Annotated in this window: 16 protein-coding genes; 1 reads left to right on the forward strand and 15 read right to left on the reverse strand. The window is 62.5% G+C overall.

Features of this window, described 5'->3' with window-relative positions:
• Positions 1 to 2: 2 nt before the first annotated feature.
• From nusB to E4T66_RS09510, 14 genes are all read right to left on the reverse strand, one after another.
• A complete protein-coding gene (gene nusB / locus E4T66_RS09445) occupies positions 3 to 443 on the reverse strand; it encodes a transcription antitermination factor NusB (protein ID WP_136848787.1) in 441 nt (146 codons plus the stop codon).
• The gene (gene ribH, locus E4T66_RS09450) at positions 440 to 967 is read right to left on the reverse strand and encodes a 6,7-dimethyl-8-ribityllumazine synthase (RefSeq protein WP_136848788.1); all 528 of its coding nucleotides are present in this window, start codon (positions 965 to 967) and stop codon (positions 440 to 442) included. The genes nusB and ribH overlap by 4 nt, the downstream gene beginning before the upstream one ends.
• The gene (gene ribBA / locus E4T66_RS09455; RefSeq protein ID WP_136848789.1) at positions 964 to 2109 is read right to left on the reverse strand and encodes a bifunctional 3,4-dihydroxy-2-butanone-4-phosphate synthase/GTP cyclohydrolase II; all 1146 of its coding nucleotides are present in this window, start codon (positions 2107 to 2109) and stop codon (positions 964 to 966) included. Before ribBA ends, ribH begins: the two co-directional genes overlap by 4 nt.
• Positions 2106 to 2705 carry a riboflavin synthase gene (locus E4T66_RS09460; RefSeq protein WP_136848790.1) on the reverse strand — a complete coding sequence of 200 codons (600 nt, stop codon included), beginning with the start codon at positions 2703 to 2705 and terminating at the stop codon, positions 2106 to 2108. Before E4T66_RS09460 ends, ribBA begins: the two co-directional genes overlap by 4 nt.
• An 11-nt stretch (positions 2706 to 2716) precedes the next feature.
• On the reverse strand, positions 2717 to 3814 hold the full coding sequence (gene ribD / locus E4T66_RS09465) for a bifunctional diaminohydroxyphosphoribosylaminopyrimidine deaminase/5-amino-6-(5-phosphoribosylamino)uracil reductase RibD (RefSeq protein WP_248679589.1): 1098 nt from the start codon (positions 3812 to 3814) through the stop codon (positions 2717 to 2719).
• Positions 3815 to 3830: 16 nt separating this feature from the next.
• On the reverse strand, positions 3831 to 4370 hold the full coding sequence (nrdR, locus tag E4T66_RS09470) for a transcriptional regulator NrdR (protein ID WP_136848791.1): 540 nt from the start codon (positions 4368 to 4370) through the stop codon (positions 3831 to 3833).
• A 19-nt stretch (positions 4371 to 4389) separates the two neighbouring features.
• Entirely contained in the window at positions 4390 to 5664 is a 1275-nt protein-coding gene (gene glyA / locus E4T66_RS09475) for a serine hydroxymethyltransferase (RefSeq protein WP_136848792.1), read from the reverse strand.
• A 120-nt stretch (positions 5665 to 5784) separates the two neighbouring features.
• Positions 5785 to 6897, reverse strand: coding sequence for a quinolinate synthase NadA (gene nadA / locus E4T66_RS09480; protein ID WP_136848793.1), 1113 nt, complete (start codon positions 6895 to 6897; stop codon positions 5785 to 5787).
• A gap of 103 nt (positions 6898 to 7000) precedes the next feature.
• A complete protein-coding gene (locus E4T66_RS09485) occupies positions 7001 to 8362 on the reverse strand; it encodes an Ig-like domain-containing protein (protein WP_169577559.1) in 1362 nt (453 codons plus the stop codon).
• Positions 8363 to 8387: 25 nt separating this feature from the next.
• A complete protein-coding gene (gene aspS, locus E4T66_RS09490; RefSeq protein WP_136848795.1) occupies positions 8388 to 10208 on the reverse strand; it encodes an aspartate--tRNA ligase in 1821 nt (606 codons plus the stop codon).
• 157 nt (positions 10209 to 10365) lie between these two features.
• Entirely contained in the window at positions 10366 to 11004 is a 639-nt protein-coding gene (locus tag E4T66_RS09495) for a DUF502 domain-containing protein (RefSeq protein WP_136848796.1), read from the reverse strand.
• A gap of 62 nt (positions 11005 to 11066) precedes the next feature.
• Positions 11067 to 11360: an FmdB family zinc ribbon protein gene (locus E4T66_RS09500; RefSeq protein ID WP_136848797.1), complete on the reverse strand. Its 294-nt coding sequence runs from the start codon at positions 11358 to 11360 to the stop codon at positions 11067 to 11069.
• A gap of 60 nt (positions 11361 to 11420) precedes the next feature.
• The gene (locus E4T66_RS09505) at positions 11421 to 12509 is read right to left on the reverse strand and encodes a sensor histidine kinase (RefSeq protein WP_136848798.1); all 1089 of its coding nucleotides are present in this window, start codon (positions 12507 to 12509) and stop codon (positions 11421 to 11423) included.
• 155 nt (positions 12510 to 12664) lie between these two features.
• Positions 12665 to 13090, reverse strand: a complete 426-nt coding sequence (locus tag E4T66_RS09510) for a response regulator (RefSeq protein ID WP_248679591.1) — start codon at positions 13088 to 13090, stop codon at positions 12665 to 12667.
• A gap of 187 nt (positions 13091 to 13277) precedes the next feature.
• On the opposite strand from E4T66_RS09510, the gene E4T66_RS09515 reads away from it, so the two are divergent.
• On the forward strand, positions 13278 to 14147 hold the full coding sequence (locus E4T66_RS09515; protein ID WP_136848800.1) for a DMT family transporter: 870 nt from the start codon (positions 13278 to 13280) through the stop codon (positions 14145 to 14147).
• A 22-nt stretch (positions 14148 to 14169) separates the two neighbouring features.
• Here the strand turns inward: E4T66_RS09515 and E4T66_RS09520 are convergent, their stop codons facing one another.
• Positions 14170 to 14943 carry a competence/damage-inducible protein A gene (locus E4T66_RS09520; protein WP_136848801.1) on the reverse strand — a complete coding sequence of 258 codons (774 nt, stop codon included), beginning with the start codon at positions 14941 to 14943 and terminating at the stop codon, positions 14170 to 14172.
• Positions 14944 to 14982: the final 39 nt, after the last annotated feature.

Below are 14982 nucleotides of genomic sequence, written 5' to 3' on the forward strand. Positions count from 1 at the left end.
GGCTAGCGGCCGACTTCGTGAGGGCGAACCTGATGCGCCAGCTTGTCGAGTACGCCATTGACGAATTTGAAGCCGTCCTCGGCGCCGAACATCTTGGCCAGATTGACCGACTCGTTGACGACAACCTTCCACGGCACTTCAGGCTTCTCGCTGAGCTCATAGGCGCCCAACAGCAGCACCGCATGCTCGACCGGATCAAGCTGACTGATCGGACGATCCAGGTACGGCACCAGCGCAACGGTCAGGTCGGCGGCCCGCTCGACCACGCCGCTGAGCAGTTCTTCAAAGTAGTCCGGATCGGCACGGCCGAGCCCTTCCTTCTGCTCACGGAACTGGCGCACCAGTCCAGCCGGCGTGTTCTCGTTGATCAACCATTGATACAGCGCCTGCACTGTCAGACGGCGTGCAAGTCCGCGACGGCTTTGCGGCTGAGGATCGCTCATAGGCTGCCGAGACTCCGCGACAAACGAATCATTTCCAGTACCGCGGCAGTGGCTTCGTAGCCCTTGTTGTCGCGGCCCTTGCCGGCTCGGTCCCAGGCCTGCTGTACGGTATTCACTGTCAGTACGCCGAAACCGACCGGCTTGTTCATGTCCAGCTGCACCCGCATGATGCCGCTTGCGCACTCTCCGGCGACGTAGTCGAAATGCGGGGTGTCACCGCGGATCACAGCACCCAGCGCGATCACCGCATCAAATCCGCCATCACCGAGCAGCATTTGCGCCGCCAGCGGCACCTCGTAGGCGCCCGGCGCACGAAACTCGACAATACCGCTTCGCTTGACGCCCCACTCACGCAGACATTTGCGCGCACCTGCGCTGAGCGCATCGACGATGCCGACGTTCCAGCGCGTCATCAGCAGTGCCACACGCAGATTGGCAAATTCGCCGGGCGCCGCCGCTTCCGGAGCGGCATAGCCGGTCTTGGCGTCGGAGGGCACCGCCGCCGCAGTACTTTTCTTCTTCATTCAGGCTGCACGTAATCGAGAATTTCCAGACCGAAGCCCGAGATGCCCTGCATGCGCTTGGGCGCTGACAGCACGCGCAGCTTGCGCACGCCGAGGTCGGACAGGATCTGTGCGCCGATTCCGTAGGTGCGCAACATCACCTGGCGGTGATCGCCACCGTGCTCGTCGATCTGCTCCTTGTTCAAGGACACAATCTGCTGCACCAGCTCGCGCGACGTTTCCGGCTTGCGCAGCAGCACGACCACACCGCTGCCCTCCTCGGCCACACGCTGCAGACCGCGACGCAGTGGCCAGGCGAAGTCCTCGTGCTGAACGCCCAGCACGTCCTGCAGGGTATTGCGCAGATGCACGCGCACCAGCGTCGGCTTGGCCGGGTCGATGGTGCCCTTGACCATGGCCAGGTGCACGGTGTTGTCGACGGTGTCCTGATAGGTCACCAGACGAAACTCGCCAAATTCAGTGTCAACGTGGGTTTCAGCCACACGCTCGACCGTGTGCTCATTCTCAAGCCGGTAGCGGATCAGATCGGCGATCGTACCGAGCTTGAGATCATGTTCGCGGGCAAATTTCTCGAGGTCCGGCCGACGCGCCATGGTGCCGTCTTCATTGAGGATCTCGACGATCACCGCTGCCGGCGTCAGGCCGGCAAGACGCGCCAGATCACAGCCGGCTTCAGTATGGCCGGCACGTGTCAGCACACCACCCGGCTGCGCCATCAGCGGAAAGATGTGTCCCGGCTGGACCAGATCGTCAGGCTTGGCATCAGCCTTGACCGCCGTGCGGATCGTATGCGCGCGATCATGCGCGGAAATTCCGGTGGTGACACCGCTGGCCGCCTCGATCGACACCGTGAACGCAGTCTTGTGACTTTCTTCGTTGCGCGACACCATCTGCGGCAGGCGCAGCTGGCGACACCGGTCCTGGGTCAGTGTCAGGCAAATCAGCCCACGACCGAAGCGCGCCATGAAGTTGATGTCCTCGGCACGCACCAGCTCGGCCGCCATGACGATATCGCCTTCGTTTTCACGATCCTCGTCGTCCATCAGGATCACCATCTTGCCGGCCTTGAACGCGGCGATGATGTCCTCGACCGGATCGAGCTTGGAGGAGCGCACCTGCTCCAGATTGGTCACTTTGTTCATGCTTCTTCCCGACTCGACAACAGACGTTCCAGATAGCGGGCAATCAGGTCAACTTCGAGATTGACCGCATCGCCCGGCTTCAGCTCGCCCAGGGTTGTGTGGGCAGCGGTATGCGGCACGATATTAATGCCGAAGCGTACGCCAGAAACGGCATTGACGGTCAGGCTCACGCCATCCACGCAGACCGAGCCCTTACGTGCAATATAGCGTGCAAGTTCTTGTGGCGCCTCGAATTCCAGCCGCCACGAACGCGCATCCTCGGTCTTTTCCAGCAGGTGGCCGACACCGTCGACATGGCCGGTGACCAGATGTCCGCCCAAGGGCTTGTCCGGCGTCAGCGCACGTTCCAGATTGACTGCACGTCCCACCTGCCAGCTGCCTGCAGTGGTCAAGGACAGCGTTTCCGCCGACAGATCGGCGACGTAGGTCCCGTCGGCAATTTCGATTGCGGTCAAACACACGCCGCTGGTGGCGATGCTGTCACCGATCCGCACTCCCGACAGATAGTCCGGCGCGGCGATTCGCATGCGGCAGTCCCCACCGCGCGGTTCCACCGCTGCGATACGGCCCACACACTCAATAATTCCGGTAAACATTAGGTCCTTCCTCAATCGGCGGCCAACGCCGGTATCGGGCGCGCGATGATACGCAGGTCCGGCCCGATCTGCCGGCAATCCAGCCATTGCAGCCGTATGCGCTGGTCCAGGCGCTGCAGCCCGGGCAGCCGCACGAATGGCCGCGCATCGTCACCCAGCAGGCTGGGCGCAACATAGGCGACGATTTCGTCGACGCAGCCCTGCTGCAGCAAAGCACCCGCCAGCCTGGCGCCAGCCTCGACCAATATTTCGTTGATCTGTGCGGCAGCCAGCGTGGTCAGCACGGCGTCCAGACACAGACGGCCGTCCTGGATTGACACCTGCAGCGGCTTGACCTCCGCCGGGCATGCTACGGGCTCCTGCCCGACGATCCAGAAGCGACGCGCGCCAGGCGACCAGACGCGCGCATCCAGCGGCGCACGAGCCCGACTGTCGAGCACGATGCGATCCGGCTGCCGGCATGACTGCAACAATCCACGCACGCTGAGCTGCGGGTCATCCTGAAGCACGGTGCCGATTCCAGTCAGCACTGCACCGGCCTCGGCGCGCAAACGATGAACATCGGCGCGCGCCGGCTCTGCCGTAATCCACTGACTCTCGCCGCTGGCCATCGCGGTGCGGCCGTCGAAACTCGCCGCCAGCTTCAGCGTGACCCACGGACGCTGCGCACGCATGCGCTTCACGAATCCGCGGTTCAGCTGCTCGGCGGCGGCCTGCATCATGCCGACCTCGACTTCGATGCCGGCAGCACGCAGGCGCTCAATGCCGCGACCGGCGACTTCGGGATTGGGGTCCTGCATCGCGACCCAGACCTTGCGCAGCCCCGCCGCGATCACCGCATCAGCGCAGGGCGGCGTGCGGCCATGATGGCTGCATGGCTCCAGCGTGACGAACATCTCGGCCCCGCGCGCCAGCTCGCCTGCTGCAGCCAGCGCGTGCACTTCTGCATGCGCTTCGCCAGCACGTTGATGAAAACCCTCGCCAACTACCTTGTCGTCGCGCACGATGACGCAACCGACCCGCGGATTCGGATGCGTCGTCATACGCCCGCGCTCACCCAGCTGCAGCGCACGCGCCATCCAGACTTCAGGCGGCGTCAGATCGGACATCGTGCTTGAACCTGCGTCAGCGCACGCCGCGCGGCGGCGCCGGCGGCGTCTGCGGCGACTCCGGATCGATCAAGGACATCTGCGAGCGCCGCTGCTCGGCCGTCGGCAAAGTCTGCAGGCGTTCGATCTCTTCACGGAATGCGTTGACGTCTTCGAAGCTGCGGTAGATCGAGGCGAAACGCACGTAGGCAACGTGATCCAGATCGCGCAGCTCCTCCATCACCCACTCGCCGAGCTGCTGCGAATTGACTTCACGATCCGAAGTCGCGCGCAGCTTGCGCTTGATCGACTCGATCGCATGATCCAGCCGCTCGGCCGACACCGGACGCTTGTACACCGCGCTTTCCATGCCGCGCCGCAGCTTCTCCTCGGAGAACGGTTCCGGATCGCCGCTGCGCTTGACGATGTTGGGCATCGACAGCTGCGCACGCTCGAATGTGGTGAAGCGGCTGCCACAGTGCTCACACTCGCGGCGGCGGCGCACCTGGGCGCCGTCCTCTGCCAGACGCGAATCGACGACGCGGGTGTCGATCGCCTTGCAGAAAGGACAGTGCATGCGACGTCTCGGAGTGCGCCTAGCCCGCGCGATACACGGGGAAACGGGCGCACAGACGCCCGACTTCGCCGCGCACCTGGGACACGGCAGCGTCAACGTCACCGCTCGCACTCATGGCATCCACGATGTCGGCAATCCAGCCCGCAATCTGCGCCATCTCGGCCTCACCGAAGCCGCGCGTGGTCGATGCCGGCGAACCCAGACGCAGTCCTGAGGTCACGAACGGCGACTTCGGATCATTCGGAACGGAGTTCTTGTTGACCGTGATGTGTGCCTGGCCCAATGCCGCCTCGGCATCCTTGCCGGTCACGTTCTTGTCGATCAGGTCCAGCAGGAACAGGTGATTGTCGGTGCCGCCGGACACGACCTTGTAGCCGCGATCCAGAAAGACCTTGGCCATGGCGCGGGCGTTGGCGACCACCTGCTTCTGATAGGTCTTGAAACTCGGGTCCAGCGCTTCCTTGAAGGCCACCGCCTTGGCGGCGATCACGTGCATCAACGGGCCGCCCTGAATGCCAGGGAACACCGCCGAATTGAGCTTCTTGTAGAACGCCTCGTCCTGGCCCTTGGACAGAATGATGCCGCCACGAGGGCCGCGCAGCGTCTTGTGCGTGGTGCTGGTCACGACATGTGCGTGCGGCAGCGGGCTTGGATACTCACCGGCAGCGACCAGACCCGCCACGTGCGCCATGTCGACCCAGAACCATGCGCCGACCTTGTCCGCGATCTGACGCATGCGCGCCCAATCCTTGACCCGCGAGTACGCCGAGAAACCACCGATGATCATCTTCGGCTTGGTTTCCAGCGCCACGCGCTCCATTTCATCGTAGTTGATCAGCCCGGTCTCGACGTCGAGGCCGTAAGGCACGATCTTGTACTGCTTGCCGGAGAAATTCGCCGGATTGCCGTGCGTCAGATGTCCGCCCTGCGCCAGGTTCATGCCCATCACGGTGTCGCCGGGCGATACCAGGGCCAGGAAGATCGCGGCATTGGCCTGCGCGCCCGAGTGCGGCTGCACATTGGCGTAATCGCAATCAAATACCTGCTTGATGCGATCGATCGCCAACTGCTCGGCAACGTCGACGTGCTCGCAGCCACCGTAGTAGCGCTTGCCCGGATAGCCTTCGGCATATTTGTTGGTCAGCAGCGAGCCCTGCGCTTCCATCACCGCCGGGCTGGCGTAATTTTCCGAGGCGATCAGCTCGATATGCGCTTCCTGACGCGCGGCTTCAGCGCTGACGCAGGCAGCGAGCTCGGGATCAAACTGGGCGAGAGTCTTGGCGTGGGTCCACATGGGTCTGGCGAATCCGAGGTCTTGGGTGGGGTTCAGGGTCTGTGTCCGCGCACATCGCGGTCCGACAGCAATGCGCCTGCCATTCATACGGCACGGCGCTCACAGTGATCGTGAGGCGTCTCAGTCAACGACTTCCAGCATCAGGTCCAGCGCCGCACGTGCTGGCTTGGCGACATCCGGCGTCACCTGAATACGGTTGACGGTGCGCCCTGCAACAAGGTTGTCGAGCGTCCAGGCCAGATGCTGAGGATCGGTACGGAACATCGTCGAGCACATGCACACGGTCGGCGACATGAATTCGACGCTGACACCTTGCGGCTTCATCTCGTCCGCAAGCCGATTGACCAGATTCAGCTCGGTACCCACCAGCCAGTGATCACCCGGCTGTGAGGCCCGCACGGTGCGCAGGATGTACTCGGTGCTGCCGACGAAATCGGACTTGCGGCAGACCTCGAACGCATTTTCGGGGTGGCTGATGACCTTGCCTCCCGGCACGCGCGAACGGAAATTGTCGATGTGCGCCGGCTGAAACATCTGGTGCACCGAGCAGAAGCCTTTCCACAGGATCATCTTCGCTGCACGGATCTGTTCCGGCGTGGCACCGCCCATGGGCTTGGTGAAATCCCACACCAGCATTTCTTCGAGCGGAATACCCATCTCGAACGCCGTGTTGCGTCCCAGATGCTGATCCGGGAAGAACAGCACCTTTTCCCGGCGGGCAAACGACCACTCAAGCACCGCCCGGGCATTGCTCGAGGTGCAGACAATGCCACCATGACTGCCGCAGAAGGCCTTCAGGTCCGCTGCTGAATTGATATAGGTGACCGGCGTGACCATCTCATCCGGATCCAGCACCTCGGAAATCTCCGACCAGCACTTGCGGACCTTGGCCAGATTGGCCATGTCGGCCATTGAGCAGCCAGCGGCGAGATCCGGCAGCACGACCGTGCGCAGACCATCGGTGACGATGTCCGCGACCTCGGCCATGAAATGCACACCGCAGAACACGATGAACTCAGCGTCGGTGCGCGCCGCCATCTGCGACAACTTCAGCGAGTCGCCGGAAAAATCGGCGTGCTTGAAGACTTCATCGCGCTGATAGTGGTGCCCGAGAATGCACAGCCGCGCGCCCAGCGCCTGCCGGGCCGCGCGAATACGCTCGTCGCACTCATCGTCGTCGAGCAATGTGTAATGGTCGATGCCGAGCGCGGTGGGCTCAAGGACGGCTGCCATGCTTACGGCCTCCGGCGTTCATACGCCTGCAACAAACAAGCTATTGTAGCGGCTTGCCCGCGGCGCCACTACCACTTGCGTCCACGGGTTGTATAAACCGCGACTAGGGGGTCTCGGGGACGCTGCACTCGCCGGTCACCGGCGCCCCCGGCGTCGACACGCACAGCGCGGTCTCGTCCGTCAGCGCGGTATCGCCGCTGCCATAGGTTGCGGTGATCGTGACGGCGCCGTCTTCGGGCTTCTGCGATTGCATGATGCCGCCGAAAAGCAAGCCGCTACCCGCAGTGACAATCGACGTGTCGGAGCTGGCCCAGGTCACGCTGCGCGTGACCGGCTGGGTCGCGGCACCGTTGTCGTAGCTGCCGATGGCCTCCAGCTGAATTGTTCCCAGCGCGGTCACGCGCGAATTCTTCGGTGTGATGCTGATGCTGTCCAGCGTGCGCTCAACTGCCGTCAGGCTCAGCACATTGCTGGAAACCTCCGGAGGATCGGTGTCGCCTTCCGTGTTGATGCCGTCATCACCACCATAGACCGCAGTCAGATTGGCCTGCCCGGCTGCAGGCGCTGATACATAATTGGGCAGCACACCCAAAGAAACCACCGCGTCGACATTGTCACTACTGACCGGCACTTGCAGAGACAGGTCCTGCGAGTTGCCATCGGCGAAGTGCGCGGCCACCTTCAACGCCTCTGTGGTTCCCACCACCAATTCGCCATTAGGAGCGTCGGTGAATTCGCGTTCGAGGCTCAGGCTTTCCGGCACCGCGACATTCACCGTCGCTGTCAGCCCCTGCGCCGCCACATAGCTGGGGCACAACGGCAGCTCTGCGCGCGCCGTCAGTGGACCGCCCACTGCAATTGCAGTGACCTTGCCGGTTCCGGCACCGATCGAGGCCACCGCATCGTCCGGGGTATCGAACGACCACGCTGCAGCGTTGGTCGCATTGATCTCGTAGCCTGCGACCTGCGCACTCAGGCTCAACGCCGTCGATGTTTCCGGAGCAAGGGTGATCGAACTTTGATTGAGTGTCAGCGACTCGATCGGCTTGACGGTGACGTCGTAGCTCGCATGCAGACCAACAAAGTCGACTGAAATCGTCGCGGTGCCCTCGGCAACCGGAATGATGGACCCAGAGGCGAATGCCAAGGTCTCATCGGTCGGTAACTGGATGTCGCCGTTACTGACTTTGATCACGGCCGGATTCGAACTGGTCCAATGACCCCGCGAACTGTAGTCGGCCTGCCCGCCGTCGGTAAACGTGCCCACTGCGACCAGCTTGTCACTGAAACACAGATATGCGGTGTTGTCCGAATTGCCGAACAGACCGGTAGCGGTCGCTTTCTGGATCGTCAGTGTCTCGATCCGATTACCGTGCCCGATCCCTTGGATATCGCAAGCGCTCAGCAGCGCGACCATCATCAGTCCGAGGCCGATCCGGACCCGGATATGCGTGCTGCTCGACATGCAGAAGTTCTCCATCGTTTGAATTTCAGGCAGCGCCCGGGGCATCCGCCGCCGGTGACTGTTGCTGTGTGGCCTTAGGCTGGACCGTGGATCGGATCTGCAGTTCCCTGAGTGCGCGTGCATCGACCGTGCTCGGGGCGTTGGTCAATGGGCAATGCGCGGTCTGGGTCTTCGGGAATGCGATGACGTCGCGGATGCTGGTGCGGCCAGCCATCAGCATGACCAGACGGTCCAGACCCAGCGCAATGCCGGCGTGCGGCGGCGCCCCGTAAGACAGTGCCTCCAGCAGGAAGCCGAACTTCTCCTGCTGCTCCTCGGCGCCAATGCCCAGCAGGTCAAACACCGCCTGCTGTACTTCCGGTGCATGAATGCGCACCGATCCTCCACCGACTTCGACGCCGTTCAGCACGATGTCGTAGCCCTGGGACAGCGTCGCGCCAGGGTCTGCTCGCAGCGCGGTAGCGTCGAAGGGCTTGGGCGCGGTAAACGGATGGTGCAGCGAGACCCAGCGCCCGCCTTCGTCAGTCTCATCCCACTCGAACATCGGCCAATCAACCACCCACAACGCACGCCAACCGCTCGCAGTCAGTCCGAGGTCGTTGCCAACGCGCAGACGCAGCGCACCCAGCGCATCGCTCACCACGCGCCAGGTATCGGCGCCGAAGAAAATGACGTCACCGGTTTGGGCCCCGGTGCGCTCGAGAATGCCGTTCAGCGCCGCATCGTGCAGGTTCTTGACGATCGGTGATTTCAGGCCGTCACGGCCTTTGTCCTTGTCCTCGATCACGATGTACGCAAGGCCGCGTGCGCCATAGACCTTGACGAAATCCGTGTACTTGTCGATCTCGCCGCGCGACAGCTTGGCACCGCCAGGGACTCGCAGTGCGGTGACGCGGCATTTGGGGTTGTTGGCGGGGGCCGAGAACACCTTGAAGTCGACGTCGGCCACCAGATCCTTGACGTCAACCAGCTCCAGCGGATTGCGCAGATCCGGTTTGTCAGATCCGAAGCGCTGCATGGCTTCGGCGTAAGGCATCTGCGGCAATTCGCCGAGATCCACGCCCATCACACCCTGGAACAGGTCCTTCACCAGCTGTTCCATCAGCGCCATGATCTCGTCCTGCCCCATGAACGAGGTCTCGACGTCGAGCTGGGTGAACTCCGGCTGACGGTCGGCGCGCAGGTCCTCGTCGCGGAAACAGCGGGCGATCTGGTAGTAGCGGTCCAGGCCCGACATCATCAGCAACTGCTTGAACAGCTGCGGCGATTGCGGCAATGCGAAGAACTGCCCGGCATGGGTACGCGACGGCACCAGATAGTCGCGCGCGCCTTCCGGCGTTGCCTTGGTCAGGATCGGCGTCTCGACATCGATGAAGCCGTTGGCATCCATGAAATCGCGGATGCGCTTGATCACCTGATGACGCAGGCGCAGGTTGTTCTGCATCTCGGGACGACGCAGATCGATGTAACGATACTTCAGGCGGGTGTCATCGCCGACGGTTTCGTCATCCGGATGAAACGGCGGCGTCTCGGCCCGGTTCAGCAGAGTCACCGTCTGACCCAGCACCTCGATCTTGCCGGTCGTCATATTGGCATTCTCAGTCCCGGCCGGACGCGGGCGCACCCGTCCGGTGATCTGCACGACATACTCGGAGCGCAGACGATCCGCAGCCGCAAAGGCCTCTTGCGTATCCGGATCGAACACGCACTGCAGCAGACCCTCACGATCACGCAGATCGATGAAAATCACTCCGCCATGATCACGGCGCCGATGAACCCAGCCACACACCGTCACCGTCTGTCCCGTCAGTTGCTCGGTGACCAGCCCACAATAATGACTACGCATCTGAATATTCTGCCCGCATGACGCTCGGCGGCGTCTGTTGAAAGTCCGGTTGACACGGCCGCAGCGGTGCCGCCGGAAGACGGCGCCAGAACCCGCAGTGGAGTACCGAAAGCCGCGTAGTGTACCCGCGCCGCGATCGCGCGGCCATGAAAACGGCTTAAATCTCGGAGGCAGGATCGGCGCCAGGAACCACTCGCACACCGCGCCGCGCAACATCTTCCGGCGTGACCACACCCAGGGAGATGACCAGACGCATTGCAGCCTCGACCGACATGTCGAGGCGGATGATGTCGCGATCCGGCACCAGCACAATGAAACCCGACGTCGGATTGGGCGTCGTCGGCACAAAACAGGTCAGCACGTGTTCTGCCGTCTTGTCCTGCACCTCTCCAATCGGATCGCCGGTAACAAACGCAACCGACCAGAGCCCCTTGCGCGGGTACTCGATCAGAATCGGCTGGCGGAACGAGACGGACTTTTCAGAAAAAATCGTCTCGGCCAGCTTCTTGATGCCGCCATAGACCGTGCGCACCAGCGGAATCCGCGACAGCATCGCCTCGGTCCAGACCACCAGCTTGCTGCCAATGTAGTTGGCGGCGATTGCCCCGGTCCCGAGCACCAATAACACAGACAGCAGCACGCCCAGACCCGGAATTTCAGGGCGATAACTTTCGGGAATCAGCAACAGGCTGATATCAAGCAGATTGATGACGAAGCGGATGACCAGCAGCGTGGCGCCCAACGGCAACCACACCAACATGCCTGCGATCAGCCAGCGCCGCAAAAGGGTGCTCAAAAATAAGTTCTCCGCGCTGATCCGGCCACTGGAATCAGACGCTGTTGATCGGAAGCAAAGTCTCAGGCCGCAGCGTCTGACTTGCCCGCACACGCGGGTTTGTCACAGCCACCAGGACTACACGTGGTCTCTGCCTTGGACTCCGACGCGCCCCCGGCCAGATTCTTCTTGCCGTCAGATTTGAAGTCGGTTTCGTACCAGCCGCCACCGCCAAGCCGAAAGCCCGCTGCGGACACCAGCTTGGTCAATTTCAGCTTTCCGCACACCGGGCACTTGCGTGCGGGCGGATCGGAAATCTTGTGCATGACCTCGGATTCGGCACCGCATGCCGAGCAAACGTATTCGTAGATTGGCATTACTGGATTTCCTTACAAACTCAACACCTTCCCCGCTTGTTGGGGACAGGCGACGTATTTTCAAGCGGCCGCGCGCGCAGGTCCAGCGATCGCAGGCGGATTGATCGGCCATTTCAGATGAAACGCAGTGCCGTAACCGGCCGACTCTGCCCAAATCTGGCCACCATGATAGGCCGCGATCTTGCGGCAGATCGTCAGGCCGATCCCGGTACCCTCGTAGAGATCCTGTGGATTCAGTCGCTTGAATACTCCGAAGATCTGCTCCAGCTGATCCGGAGCGATGCCAATCCCGTTGTCCTGAATCACCAGATGCCAGTCGTCACGCTCGCGCGTGCAGCGAACGTCGATCAAAGGCGGCAAATCGGGACGACGAAACTTGATGGCGTTGCCGATCAGATTCTGCAGCAACTGCGCAAGCAGCTGATGATCGGCAATCACCACCGGCAGGTCGGCGCTGACGATCTGAGCCTGGGCCTTGGCGATTTCCGGCTGCAGAGGCTCGCAGGCCTGTGCCAACGTATCCGCCAACGGTCGCGGTTGCATGACCCCGCCCGAGCGTCCAACACGCGAAAGCTTCAGCAGATCGTTGATCAGCTGCTGCATCTGCTTGACGCCCTGACTGATGTAGCCCAGAAACTCACGGGAATCCGCGTCCAGCCCAGCCCCGGCGCGCTGTTCCAGCAACTGTGCGAATCCCGCGACATTACGCAACGGCGCCTGCAGATCATGCGAGGCGACGTATGCGAACTGCTCCTGCTCAACAGCCGCTCTGCGCAAATCGGACAAAGTCTGTCGCAGGTTCCGCTCAGCGGCTTCGCGCAGGTTCACCTCCTGCTGCAGCCGTTCATTCGCCCGCGCCAGGGCGCCGGCCGAATCGGATCCGGGGTTGCGCATCGGCCTCCACACCCACAGACCGATCAGCGCCACCAGCATCAAAAGAACGGCTGCCACCACCGCCAGAGCTGTCGACTGCATAGCCATCGCGGCACGTTCGAGCGCAAATGCAGCCAGCACCGCGAGCACGGTGCAGCTGCGCGCATTCCTGGGCAGCTGGCCACGCAGCAGCGCGCGCGCAAGCCACCCTGTTGCTGCCAACGCCGCTGCGGACGTCAGCGCAGCAAAAAACTCAATTCCGAGGCCCAGGCTCATAACGCTCGGGCCAGCTGCTCAATGGCATGCACGGCCGTTAGCCCCTGTCGATCACTGCGGTGATATGGGCGCTGCGCGATGCCCAAGCGTTGCGATCGGGCGACGCCCATCCGACAACTCAACGCGCTTCTACTGTTCATCAGAGTCACCGGACACTAATCAGACGGCCGGGTCGACAGACGCACAACGCCAAACCAGAAGTCGCGAACCAGTTCGATCAGGCGAGTGAACTCCATCAGATCGACCGGCTTGGCGACATAGCAATTGGCATGAGCGTCGTAACAGGCCTGCACGTCACGTTCGGCCTTGGAAGTACTCAGAACCATGACCGGAATGCGGCGCAGCTGCGAGTCGTTCTTGATCTCGCGCAGCACCTCTCGTCCGTCCAGCCGCGGCAGATTGAGATCGAGCAGAATCAGGTCGGGAAGCAGGCCTTCTTCGTAGCCGGAGCGACGATGCAGCATATGCAGCGCTTGTTCTCCATCCCGCGCAACCATCAGCTGATGTGGAAACGCCGCCATCCGCAGCACTTCCTGAGTCAAGCGCAAATCAGCCGGATTGTCTTCGACCAGCAAAATCACGGGCGCATGCGGCCCAGCTGCCTGCGGCGTCGAGCTTGGAGACACTTCTGAGCGAGGGGACGATTCTGGCATGGTGGCGCTTTGGACGCTTCCGGGCGACGGCAACCGCTACACTGTACCGCGACGGGGGTGATTGGTGTTCTCCGTTTGCCCCTTCGATTACTCCGCCCGCCCGCCTCCTGATCCCATGCGCAACGACCTGCGCCTCGGCGCCCTGCACGCGATTGCCGCCGCCTTGGCATTTTCGCTGATGGGGGTCTGCATCAAGGTCGCCGCGGCCGAGACCAACAATGCGGTCATCGTGTTCGTGCGCTGCGCAGTATCGCTGCTGATCCTGCTGCCGTGGCTGACCCGGCGCGGCGGCCTGGGCATACGCACTACCCGCCTTTCGGGTCACTTGTGGCGAGCCGGCTTCGGCATCCTGGCGATGTATGCCTTCTTCTATGCCATCGCCAAATTACCGCTGGCGGAAGCCATGCTGTTGACCTATTCCACGCCGCTATGGATTCCCTTCATCGGCTGGGCCTGGATCGGCGAACGACCGGCACCGGTAGTCTATCCGTCCGTCGTACTCGGACTGATCGGGGTAGCGCTGATCGTCAAACCGGGATTCGCCGACATCGATCCAGTCGCAGGTGCCGTCGGCGCTGCATCCGGTGTCATGGCGGCCTGTGCGATGGTCAGCATCCGGCGGATTTCGGACACTGAACCGCCTGCACGCATCGTCTTCTACTTTGCGCTGCTGGGCACGACCATCGCGGCGATTCCGCTGCTGTGGGCCTGGGAAACACCCTCCCCAAAACTGATGCTGTGGCTGCTCGGTGCTGGCCTGCTAGCCACCGCCGGACAGATGCAGCTGACCCGCGCCTATGCCTGCGCTCCAGCCGCATTGATCGGCCCGTTCACCTATTTCGCCGTGATTTTTTCCGGCTTGCTTGCCTGGGCGGTCTGGCAGGAACGGCCCGATCGATGGTCAATGATCGGGGCGTTGCTGGTGATGGCAACCTGCGTTCTGGTCAGTACGCTATCCAAACCACGCGTTGCGCGCACAGGCTGATCGGCTCCCCCTGAAGCCTGCCTCAGGTGCCCGCAGGCGGCGGCGCCAGAGCCTCGACAGCAATGTCGGCCCATGCGCGCAAGCCGAGCTCGAAATGGCGGTACGCCGCCGCCGCATCGGCGACCGAGCCGCGAAAGCCGAATTCGATATGACGCGCTCGCTCAGCATCGCCGCGGCTGGGCAGACTCGACAGCTTGATGCCGGGAAATCGCTGCAGGGTCTCCTCCATCAGCGGCAACAGATCTCCCTCACCGCTGGTGCCAACCACACGCAATCGATACTCCACCGGAGGCTGCTGCAGGTGCAGCTTCGCATAACGCTGATCCAGCACCCATTCGAGCATTGGCCACGCCATCTCCGGAAAGCCCGGAACAAAATTGCAGTCACCCACAAAAAAACCGGCAACCCGATTGACCGGATTGGGGATCAAACCGGCTCCACTCGGAAAATCCGCCATCAACACCCGGTTCGGGCGTGCAACCTCTCCGTATTGCGCAAGAATCAGCGCCTCCGCCTCGGCATGCCGCTCGAGTGGGCGCTCAAATGCCAGTGCCGCAGCCTGCCGGGTGCGATCATCCGGCGTCGCGCCGATACCCCCGCAGGACAGGACAACGTCGCCGTCGCGGACCGCGGCACACAGCGCATCGGCGATCGCCTGCTCATCGTCACCCAGAAATCGCGCCCAAGCCAGAGCCATGCCGCGTGCGGCCAACAGCTCGATCACTCGCGACAGATGCTTGTCCTGACGTTTGCCCGACAGGATCTCGTCGCCAATCACGAACAGTCCGATTGCCATGATGATTGATGCCCCATAAGCACGAGGCGGCCGTAGCCG

The organism is Sinimarinibacterium arenosum (assembly GCF_005047655.1).
Lineage (GTDB): Bacteria > Pseudomonadota > Gammaproteobacteria > Nevskiales > Nevskiaceae > Solimonas.

Excerpts from the sequence above, each read along its gene's own strand:
- nusB (WP_136848787.1), bottom strand. The coding sequence starts at position 443 with ATGAGCGATCCTCAGCCGCAAAGCCGTCGCGGACTTGCACGCCGTCTG.
- ribH (WP_136848788.1), bottom strand. The coding sequence starts at position 967 with ATGAAGAAGAAAAGTACTGCGGCGGCGGTGCCCTCCGACGCCAAGACC.
- ribBA (WP_136848789.1), bottom strand. The coding sequence starts at position 2,109 with ATGAACAAAGTGACCAATCTGGAGCAGGTGCGCTCCTCCAAGCTCGAT.
- E4T66_RS09460 (WP_136848790.1), bottom strand. The coding sequence starts at position 2,705 with ATGTTTACCGGAATTATTGAGTGTGTGGGCCGTATCGCAGCGGTGGAA.
- ribD (WP_248679589.1), bottom strand. The coding sequence starts at position 3,814 with ATGTCCGATCTGACGCCGCCTGAAGTCTGGATGGCGCGTGCGCTGCAG.
- nrdR (WP_136848791.1), bottom strand. The coding sequence starts at position 4,370 with ATGCACTGTCCTTTCTGCAAGGCGATCGACACCCGCGTCGTCGATTCG.
- glyA (WP_136848792.1), bottom strand. The coding sequence starts at position 5,664 with ATGTGGACCCACGCCAAGACTCTCGCCCAGTTTGATCCCGAGCTCGCT.
- nadA (WP_136848793.1), bottom strand. The coding sequence starts at position 6,897 with ATGGCAGCCGTCCTTGAGCCCACCGCGCTCGGCATCGACCATTACACA.
- E4T66_RS09485 (WP_169577559.1), bottom strand. The coding sequence starts at position 8,362 with ATGTCGAGCAGCACGCATATCCGGGTCCGGATCGGCCTCGGACTGATG.
- aspS (WP_136848795.1), bottom strand. The coding sequence starts at position 10,208 with ATGCGTAGTCATTATTGTGGGCTGGTCACCGAGCAACTGACGGGACAG.
- E4T66_RS09500 (WP_136848797.1), bottom strand. The coding sequence starts at position 11,360 with ATGCCAATCTACGAATACGTTTGCTCGGCATGCGGTGCCGAATCCGAG.
- E4T66_RS09505 (WP_136848798.1), bottom strand. The coding sequence starts at position 12,509 with ATGAGCCTGGGCCTCGGAATTGAGTTTTTTGCTGCGCTGACGTCCGCA.
- E4T66_RS09515 (WP_136848800.1), top strand. The coding sequence starts at position 13,278 with ATGCGCAACGACCTGCGCCTCGGCGCCCTGCACGCGATTGCCGCCGCC.
- E4T66_RS09520 (WP_136848801.1), bottom strand. The coding sequence starts at position 14,943 with ATGGCAATCGGACTGTTCGTGATTGGCGACGAGATCCTGTCGGGCAAA.